Source organism: Neokomagataea thailandica NBRC 106555 (assembly GCF_001598495.1).
Taxonomy (GTDB): Bacteria; Pseudomonadota; Alphaproteobacteria; order Acetobacterales; family Acetobacteraceae; genus Gluconobacter; species Gluconobacter thailandicus_A.
Map to the genome: position 1 here is coordinate 32,970 of NZ_BCZB01000006.1, position 9,148 is coordinate 42,117.

Here is a 9,148-nt window from a genome sequence, read left to right on the forward strand (position 1 = left end):
CAATGATGGTACGGAGAGGGAGCCTGTAACACGACATGACCGATCCGAAGCCCGTCGACTCTCTTGCTGGTCAGGAAGAATTGCGCCCATTGGATGCGTTGTGTTGTCCGGATGATGCGAAGGCGCGCATTGCTGGTGCTGTTCGCACGATTTTGGAGGCACTGGGGGAAGATCCGGCGCGGGAAGGTTTGAACGATACGCCGCGCCGTGTTGCGGAGATGTATTTGGAAGTGTTTGGCGGCTTGTATGAGGACCCGCGTGAGCATCTAAAGACGCAGTTCTCGGCGGACCGTCACCAAGGCGCGGTGATTGTTAAGGATATTCGCTTTCATTCCATGTGTGAGCATCATTTGTTACCGGTCGTTGGTCGGGCGCATGTGGCGTATTTGCCTGCCGGTGGGCGTTTGACGGGGCTGAGCAAGCTGGCGCGTGTTGTCGAAGGGTTTGCTCGCCGCCCGCAATTGCAGGAGCGTTTGACGGACCAAATAGCTCGAAGTTTGGAAGAGATCTTGCAGCCTGCGGCGGTGCTGGTTGTGCTGGAGGCTGAGCATATGTGCATGAGTATGCGCGGTGTACGTGCGCCGGGTTCATCTACGGTGACGAGCATTGCACGTGGTGTGTGGGCGGAAGATCATGCCGCTCGCCAAGAGATTTTGTCTCTCCTGCGTAGTTAAATCTTAGAGGCCATGTTGGTTATTGAGGCCGCATAGCTTTGTATTGGCAAGTATGGCGCAGCCTGTATTTTTCAGCGTCTGGTTGGGGTGCGGCTTTTTTGTGTCACCACCTTTGGGACTAAACGCATCACTGTTGGGCCTTTTTAGGCCCAACAGTCTTTAAGATTATCTCTGTCCAAATCTTTTAGAAGCTGGCGTCAATGCGGCCATAATAATAGCCTCCTGCGATTGGTACTTGGGCAGAGTTCGCATCATAGATGCGTGCGCCATAATTATTATTGAGCGGATTAACGCGCCTCGGACGGATGTTGAAGATATTATTGGCTCCAACTGCCAAGTGCCAGTGCGGCATGAATGCGTAGCCAACTTCAAGATCGGTTAGCCAACGTGGTGTGTTCTTGAACTGCGCGAAACAAGTGCTCGAATAGCGTAGAGCACCACCAGCTCCACATCGCGCGTTCGACGGTGTCCAATCTTGATAACCAAGCATGGTTGTGGTTTCGCCATAGCGTGTTTGGCGTAGATTCACATCCCATTGGCCGAGTGTCCAATAGGCATTGAGGATGAGTTTCGAGCGGGGGTAGGCAGTGGTTATATAGCTTGCCGTTGCAGCATTGAGGAGCGGAACGGAGCGGCCATTGGCCATGGTTGTTGAGACGTGGCTGAGCCTCGTCCTATTCAGGTCAAGCGCTGCCGAGAGGTTGACCGTGCCGTAGCGGGGGAGATGCAACAGATAACTTGCTTTGAGGTCAGCGCCTTGAGTGCGCGTACTTGCGCCGTTGGCGAAGAAGTAGGTACTGACCGCATTTGGATCTAGCCCGGTGGGAAGGACAAAGCCGAGTTGTTGCAGCGCTGTAATGGCGGCCGGGCCGTTATTGGAGCCGCCGGCGATGATGCGATCGCGAATGTTTATCTGATAGACATCGGCCTCGACATGTAGTCCTGTGAGGGGTTCGATTACGACGCCAGCACTCGCATTGGTTGAGCGCTCTGGCTTGAGAGGAGCTGCACCTAGGGTTCGTGCCGCTTGTGAGCCGACGGGGAGTAAGCCTGATACTGTGGTTGCGCCGACGTTAATGGCACTGAAATGCTGTTCGGCGAGAGTGGGAGCGCGAAATCCATTGCTGATCGTCCCGCGTACTGCCAGACGAGGGGTGATGTCGTAACGCGTCGAGATCTTGCCATTTTCGGTATTGCCAACATCGGTGTAATGCTCAAAGCGCCCTGCTAGATCGACATCCCAGTGTGGTAGTGGATGGAAATCATTATCCATATAACCCGCCCAGATATCACGGTTCCAGTGTCCCGCATTCTGTGGGCTTAGCCCGACATAACCTGACATGCCGCCAGCCTCGTAGGAGGGAGGTGTGCCTGCCACGATTTCATAAGTGTCGAGACGATGCTCTGCACCGAAAGCAATCGTGGTCGGGGTCGCAAATCCGGTATGGAGTGTACGTTTGAGGTCGAGTGCATTGGTCCATTGCGCCATGCGGTAGCTTTCGGCGCGTGTGGTGGTGGGAGACCAGCCGCAACCTTCAGTCGAGAGATAGGGGCTGGTGCTATTGGGGGACTGGCTTCTAGGAAGGCAATTCTTGCTGAGCATCCCGAGATTGACACTGTTCTTATTGCTGATTTTGTCTTCATCGGCACCATAGGTTGTGCTCAGATCCCAGGTGAAGCCAAAGAGTGCCTTGCCCTTGATTCCAAGGGTTGCCGCGTAATCATTTTCTTCGATCGTTTCGAGAGGCGAAAATCCTGAAGGGTAATAGGTAGGGATTGTATTGGGTGGGCGGTAATTTTGGTAAGATTCTGCGTGACGATGCGCATACGTGATCAGGGAATAGACATCGATATCGGGCGTGATGGGTTTACCAAGTGCAATGCTGAAGTTTTCTCTGGTTTCTTCAGGTGTGCTCATTACCTTGTTTGAATTTTTGGGTACTTTGACTGAGCCATTGTAAAGAGCAGTTCCTGCTCCCGGCGGGGCATAACCGAGTAGTCGGTGATCTTCAGTATAAGGCACCATGTGATCGGTATGGTAGACTTGTCCACTCATATGGAGATAGCCATCACGAAGAAGCTTTATACCGCCATCAAAGCTGGTCTGATATTGCCAGCCGTCGCCGTTATAAGCATTAGCGCCGGTCTGCCCTCTGACATTAAGCCCGTGATTGGTTTTTTTGGTGATGATATTGACCACCCCTGCTAGCGCATCTGACCCGTAGAGCGCCGCTGCACCATCTTCCAGTACCTCGATATGGTCGATCGAGGCGGCGGGTAGCATGTTTACATCGACTGGCGTAGCGCCGAACGCAGGGCCTGCATCCGCGTAGATATTCGCTGTCGTATGGCGTCTTTTGCCATCAACGAGCACAAGGACCTGATTTGGGTTGAGGCCGCGCATGCGAATGGCGGCAGTCAGCGCACCAGCGTCATTTCCCATGGCAGGCATATTGATTGAGGCATAGGTACGCGTTAGCGCATCAGCGAGATTAAGTTGCCCTGAACGACGCAGTTCTGCGGCGGTGATGACGGTGATGGGCGAGGTGCTCTGACGCGCCTTTCGGTTTGAAGTATGCGTGCCCGTGACGATAACCGTCTCTGTATCAGAACGAGTGTCGGTACTACGAGCACTATGCGGGTTTTGGCTCGATGATTTTGTTGAGGTACCGCCGCTGTAGGGCGCGTTGGACAGTTTGGTTTCGGCAGCCACACTATATCCGGAGGTTCCGGTAAGAAAAATTGTTGTTGCCGTTAGAAAAATCGTTTTTCTGATCATGAAATCTCGTTCCTTGATAAAGTGGATGATATATCCTTCATCAAGGTGGGGTGCGGGGTTAAATGGTAATGAAGGTTATGTGTTATATTTATGAATAAGAGTAATGATGCTTGCGATCATATTTATTTTCTTTAGAAATTCCTGATCTTTTCAAAGATGGGTAGGGTATATGAAACGCCGCACACTACTGGGTGGTAGCGCTCTCGCTCTTACCTCACTAACAGCACAAAACTCTAGCTTAGGTGCACTCTCGCACGCGGCACCGGTAGTCGATAGGCCTAAAAGGGCACGTCTAGAAGTGACGGAAAATCCTTACGGCCCATCTCCCGCAGCACGCCGTGTCATAGCGGAATCTGTACCTTACGCACCTTATTATGTTGAAGATGAAACCGAGTTACGCCAGCGTATTGCGGCTCAGGAAGGTTTGGTGCATGAACAGGTTGCGCTTTCGAACGGTTCTCTCGATGCACTGTCTCTTTTAACCTCTGATATTGCTCGTGGTGGCCATGTTCTGGCCCCCCATCCGACGTATGTCACCCACCTTAATTATGCGAACAGACGTGGTATTAGTACATGCTATGTGCCATTGAGTGATCACCAGATCGATTTTGAAGCCATGCGCAAGGCTGTTACGTCCGAAACGCGACTGGCTTATTTCTGCAACCCGAATAATCCGACGGGGCAAATGATTGATCATGATGCCCTGATTGCCTTTTGTCGCGATATGGCATCGCGTTTTCCAGTCGTGATCGATGAAGCCTATTATGAACTTTTGCCTGATTACCAGCATATGACCATGGCTTCTCTGGTGCGTGAAGGGCTGGACGTCATCGTGACCCGCACCTTCTCCAAAGTTTATGGCATGGCGGGACTACGTATTGGCTATGTTCTGGCGCGGCCAGAGCGGGTGAAGCAACTCTATAGTCTCACGACCACGTCACGCAACCAACCCGGTTACCGGGCTGCGCTTGCGTCGCTCGGTGACCACGCTTATTTGAAAGGCGCGGTCAATTATCTTACGCAGTGCCGTGAGAGGATTTATAGTCTATGTCGTGCTCATGGGTTAACCTACCTTCCAAGCGTCGGTACTTTTGTTTATGTTGACACGCGACGTCCTGCCAAGGCGATGCGTGACGCTCTTGCCCGTCATAATGTCGATGTACGTATTTTCGATGATGCTCAGTATCTAAGCTGGATCCGTATTGGTACGGCGACGCCGGGTGAACTCGATATGTTGGCGCAAGCCCTGCCTGCTGCGCTCGGAGAAGTGGCTCTGCTCTGACTACAGATAAACTTTAGATGAGCCATGTAGTGTTGTCGGGTAGAGTGTTGTGGTGCGTATGAGCACGTGCCGATTATTGAAGTTATTTATTTCGAGCATTATTTGGTATAATTGATTATTATCGAAAATAGATTATTGTTCATGTAATAATATTTTCATGCCGTGTTCTGTATATCTGTCACTGTAGACCTCTTTATGATTTAAAAGAGGTCGGGATTTTGTGGTGATGGGGCTAGCCTTCTAATAGGAAGGTTGGCCCCATTGTATATGTCCGGCGTGCCAATAGGGGAAGATTAAGAGTCTGCGATGCTGTGGTCTGCACGGTTCCACCAACATTCTTCTGGGGGACGATTGACGGGGGGAATAAAGAGATCTGGGCGCCCATTCAGGCGTACGGTATTGGTAGGTGTCTCTTTGAGTTCAATACCTTGGGCTTGGAGGAGGCCACCGTCATCTTGCAAGAAAGCATTGAGTTTCGCGAGGAGCAATGCGGCCATAAGTTCGGTTGTTGGGTCACCGGGCGTCACAATAATGCGTTTGGCGCGCACGGGCTCATGGGTGCGGAACCATGTGAGCAAGGGGTCTTGATCTGAAAGCTGCAAAGCGTGGTCTACAACATGATCGATAAAACCATGCCACCGGGTTTTCGCGTTGGCGAATGGCGTGATCATGTTGTGTTGACCATCCAGGCGCTGTGGATGCGATGCGGTGAGGCGTATGGTGACATATTCGTTATGGCCATGCACCATAGCGCAGCGTTCGCTGCTGCCCGCAATGAGGCGATGTCCCATGCTGAAGCGCCGGGTGAAAACGAGTTCCGTTTCGGGGAGATATAAGGCTGCGGTCATGCGGGGCTCTCTTGGTATTGGCGCCAGCCTTCGGCGCGGAGGTCGCAAGCGGGGCATTCGCCGCAGCCATAACCCCATGCGTGTTGGTGCTGACGGTCACCCTTATAGCATGAATGGCTTTCCGTATTGATCAGTTGCACCAGTGCGGGGCCGCCGAGTGTTTCTGTGAGGTGCCATGTTTGGGCTTTATCAATCCACATTAGTGGTGTGTGGAGGACAAACCGTTTTTCCATACCCAGATTTAGGGCTACCTGTAGTGCTTTAATCGTGTCGTCTCGGCAGTCTGGGTAGCCAGAATAGTCTGTTTCACAGACGCCGGTAACAATATGTTTGATGGTGCGGCGGTAGGCTAAAGCTGCGGCATAAGTAAGGAAAAGGAGATTACGGCCTGGAACAAAGGTGTTGGGCAGGCCGCTTTCAGTCATGGAAATTTCGGCTTCACGGGTGAGGGCTGTGTCCGATAATGCGCCTAGGGAATGGAGATCAAGCGTGTGGTCCGGGCCAAGGCGGTCTTTCCATTCTGGCTTGAGAGTGGTCATGCGTGTGCGCAAGGTGTCGCGGCATTCTAACTCGACCGCATGACGTTGCCCGTAATCGAACCCCATGGTTTCCACACGTTGATAGTGTGTGAGCGCCCAAGCAAGGCAGGTTGCTGAATCTTGTCCGCCAGAGAAAAGGACCAGTGCACTGTCATGAGCGTTTTGTGTCATGGGATGTCGATCATTTTATGGGTTTGGAGGGATAAGCGCCATTGAGGGTGTGCGCGGCAATAGGCGACAGCCGCTTGTGTGTTGGCGGTGCGGTTGGGACCGTCCATAGGCTGCAACCAGAAATGTTTAAAGTTGAGCGTTTTAAACATGTCTGGTGTTAATTCATCTTGTGGGAAGACGAGTTTTAATTCTGCACCGGATGTTTGCGCTAGGGGGGCATCAGCTTTCGGGCTGACGCAAATCCAATCGATTCCTTCAGGAGCTGAAAGAGTACCATTGGTTTCAACGGCAATTTCGAAGTCTGCTTCGTGCATGGCATGAATCAAGGCAGGGTCTAGCTGGAGGAGTGGCTCTCCGCCTGTAAAGACGACGTAGCGGCGGCCGCCTTGGTCTGCTTCAGAGGTCCAGCATTGTGTGATGGCATGTGTTAATGCCGCAGCATCAGCGAATTTTCCGCCACCTTCTCCGTTTGTGCCGATAAAATCCGTGTCACAAAAGCGGCAGGTTGCTGTGTTTCGGTCGATTTCTCTGCCGGACCAGAGATTGCATCCGGTGAAGCGGCAAAAGACTGCTGTGCGCCCGGTTTGGGCGCCTTCCCCCTGAAGGGTGAGAAAAATTTCTTTTACGGTGTAAGCCATAAGAGTGGGTGTCGACGAGGTGGGCGTAGGATGCAAGAAAAAAGATCACGAAGCGATAGTTCACGGCTGAAATGACGTCTTGTGGGAGTATGTATATTAAGCGGCACCGTCGTGATGCGAAGGTTTTTTCTAAAAAGGTTGAGCCGATGCATTGGGTATCCCCGGGAGGGGAGAGCGTCCAAGCTGATACTTTGCGTCACATATTCCGCAATATATAGGGATAAAGTGGCGCGAGTGACGGGGCTCGAACCCGCGACCTCCGGCGTGACAGGCCGGCGCTCTAACCAACTGAGCTACACCCGCAATGTCTACTCGATAATGAGTAGTTTACTAAAACGCATTAAGGCGCTTTATAAAAACGACAGGGATAAAGTGGCGCGAGTGACGGGGCTCGAACCCGCGACCTCCGGCGTGACAGGCCGGCGCTCTAACCAACTGAGCTACACCCGCAACATCTGTCCAGTTTCCTGAACATCCCGAGTACCCTGAAGGGCGGCTCGTTGTCGTTGAGCGGTCTTATATCGGTCTGTTCTGAGTATGGCAATAGGAAAGTTTCAAAAAAATCATTTTTATGAAAGAGGGAGTTTTGGCTGGGCGTTGACGGAAACGTCTTTGATTTAAAAGAGAAAATTTAATTGATCCAAGGATGTGTGGGGAGATTGCCTCATTAACTTCATGTCAATGAATTCCCCATTATGAAGGAGATGAACTCTATTCGTACTGTGTGCAAGACAAAGCGAGTTACCCCGCTAGTCAGCTAAAACATTTCGAGTGTGTGCGAAGAGACTGAGGGGGGATGTGGTGCCTATCGTATTGTTTGAGCGGCTGGATACAGCCGTGGCAGATGAGTTTTTGAGTCTCTTACAAGGCCATGAGGGAGATTTCATTCTAGATGGTCATCAGGTCCAGTGCATTGGCGGGAAGTGTTTGGCTGTTTTGTTGCGTATGCAGGAACGCGCGCAAGAGCAGGGGCGAGAGTTTTGTATCCTTCATCCGTCTGAAGCCTTGCGGGCTGATTTGAAGTTATTGGGGCTATCGAGCCGTTTGTTGGGGCAGTCATGAAAATTTTAATTGTAGACGATACAAGAACTCTTCGAGATTTATTGCGGATGGAGCTTCTCAGGGCGGGGTATGAGGTGGAGCAGGCCGGTGATGGCCATGAAGCTTTGTCTGTTTTAGCAAAAAGTACGCCTAGGCTCATAATAACAGATTTTAATATGCCAAATATGAATGGTATTGATTTGGTAAAATCAGTAAGGTCTACGCCAAAAATTAAGTACATCCCTATAATTATGTTAACTACAGAAACGAGTTCTGAAAAACGAAATATGGGAAAAGAAGCTGGGGTTACGGCTTGGCTTCCAAAGCCTTTTGATAAAGACATTTTATTAGATATGATTGATCGTATCATATTATGAATAACTTTGACGATATGGAAGAAATAAAAAATATCTTTTTTGAAGAATGCCGTGAACAAATTATTGTTCTAGAACAAGGATTAATTTTTCTTAAGAAAAATGGATATAGCCGTGAAGAAGTGGATAATGTTTTTCGTGCGGTTCATTCAATAAAGGGTGGGGCATCTGCTTTTTCATTTGATAAAATTGTTGATTTCTCACATTCGTTTGAGACTGCTTTAGATGATATTAGAAGCGGTATCATAGTTCTTGATGATGAAAAAATTAATATTTTCTTGCAATGTACTGATTTTCTCGATGACCTTGTCGACGCAGCCATTCACGGAAAAGAGTGTTCATTTTTTGAAGAAAATTTAAAAAAATACCAGAGCGCATTGGGGAGTATTCTGGTTAATACATCTGAGGTAGAAGGTGATATATTAGAAAATTTTCAGCCTATTGCTATTGATGTGGATATATTTGAGAATATAAAATTGGAATTTGACGATAATTTTTATAAATCAGGTCATGATCCAGTTGTTTTTTTGAAATATATTGCAAAAAAAATTCCCAAAACATTTTCTGTGATAAATGTATACTCTTCGAAAGAAGACAAGTTCACTCTTATTTTTGAGTTAAATATAAATAAAAATACGATCGAATCTTTTAAGGAATTACTGGATTGGTATGGTATTAACATAAAATCTACGCCTACGCCTACGCCTACGCCTACGCCTACGCCTACGCCTACGCCTACGCCTACGCCTACGCCTACGCCTACGCCTACGCCTACGCCTACGCCTACGCCTACGCCTACGCC

Annotated in this window: 9 protein-coding genes and 2 tRNA genes; 5 read left to right on the plus strand and 6 right to left on the minus strand. The window is 49.9% G+C overall.

Annotated features, from left to right (window positions below; all coding sequences use genetic code 11):
* Positions 1-35 precede the first annotated feature (35 nt).
* Complete coding sequence (folE, locus tag NTH01S_RS03130; RefSeq protein WP_068169321.1) at positions 36-674, plus strand: GTP cyclohydrolase I FolE; 639 nt, start codon at positions 36-38, stop codon at positions 672-674.
* Between the two features lie 184 nt (positions 675-858).
* On the opposite strand, the gene NTH01S_RS03135 is transcribed toward folE, so the two are convergent.
* A complete protein-coding gene (locus tag NTH01S_RS03135; RefSeq protein ID WP_068169322.1) occupies positions 859-3,453 on the minus strand; it encodes a TonB-dependent receptor plug domain-containing protein in 2,595 nt (864 codons plus the stop codon).
* A gap of 169 nt (positions 3,454-3,622) precedes the next feature.
* Here NTH01S_RS03135 and NTH01S_RS03140 point away from each other — a divergent pair, with 169 nt between their 5' ends.
* Entirely contained in the window at positions 3,623-4,735 is a 1,113-nt protein-coding gene (locus NTH01S_RS03140; RefSeq protein WP_084366914.1) for a pyridoxal phosphate-dependent aminotransferase, read from the plus strand.
* Positions 4,736-5,028: 293 nt separating this feature from the next.
* On the opposite strand, the gene NTH01S_RS03145 is transcribed toward NTH01S_RS03140, so the two are convergent.
* The 5 genes from NTH01S_RS03145 to NTH01S_RS03165 form a co-directional block, all read right to left on the minus strand.
* Positions 5,029-5,583, minus strand: a complete 555-nt coding sequence (locus NTH01S_RS03145) for a 6-carboxytetrahydropterin synthase (protein WP_068169327.1) — start codon at positions 5,581-5,583, stop codon at positions 5,029-5,031.
* Positions 5,580-6,293 carry a 7-cyano-7-deazaguanine synthase QueC gene (queC, locus tag NTH01S_RS03150; RefSeq protein ID WP_068169332.1) on the minus strand — a complete coding sequence of 238 codons (714 nt, stop codon included), beginning with the start codon at positions 6,291-6,293 and terminating at the stop codon, positions 5,580-5,582. The genes NTH01S_RS03145 and queC overlap by 4 nt, the downstream gene beginning before the upstream one ends.
* Positions 6,290-6,931 carry a 7-carboxy-7-deazaguanine synthase gene (gene queE / locus NTH01S_RS03155; RefSeq protein WP_068169335.1) on the minus strand — a complete coding sequence of 214 codons (642 nt, stop codon included), beginning with the start codon at positions 6,929-6,931 and terminating at the stop codon, positions 6,290-6,292. Before queE ends, queC begins: the two co-directional genes overlap by 4 nt.
* Before the next feature lie 226 nt (positions 6,932-7,157).
* Positions 7,158-7,234 (minus strand) — tRNA-Asp (locus NTH01S_RS03160).
* A 70-nt stretch (positions 7,235-7,304) separates the two neighbouring features.
* Positions 7,305-7,381: transfer RNA gene (locus tag NTH01S_RS03165), tRNA-Asp, on the minus strand.
* Positions 7,382-7,732: 351 nt separating this feature from the next.
* Between NTH01S_RS03165 and NTH01S_RS03170 the strand changes: the two genes are divergently transcribed.
* The 3 genes from NTH01S_RS03170 to NTH01S_RS03180 all read left to right on the plus strand — a co-directional run.
* Positions 7,733-7,993, plus strand: coding sequence for an STAS domain-containing protein (locus tag NTH01S_RS03170; RefSeq protein ID WP_169802037.1), 261 nt, complete (start codon positions 7,733-7,735; stop codon positions 7,991-7,993).
* On the plus strand, positions 7,990-8,349 hold the full coding sequence (locus NTH01S_RS03175; RefSeq protein ID WP_068169341.1) for a response regulator: 360 nt from the start codon (positions 7,990-7,992) through the stop codon (positions 8,347-8,349). Before NTH01S_RS03170 ends, NTH01S_RS03175 begins: the two co-directional genes overlap by 4 nt.
* A partial coding sequence (locus tag NTH01S_RS03180) for an Hpt domain-containing protein (protein WP_174523598.1) occupies positions 8,346-9,148 on the plus strand: 803 nt, incomplete at its 3' end. The genes NTH01S_RS03175 and NTH01S_RS03180, both read left to right, overlap by 4 nt.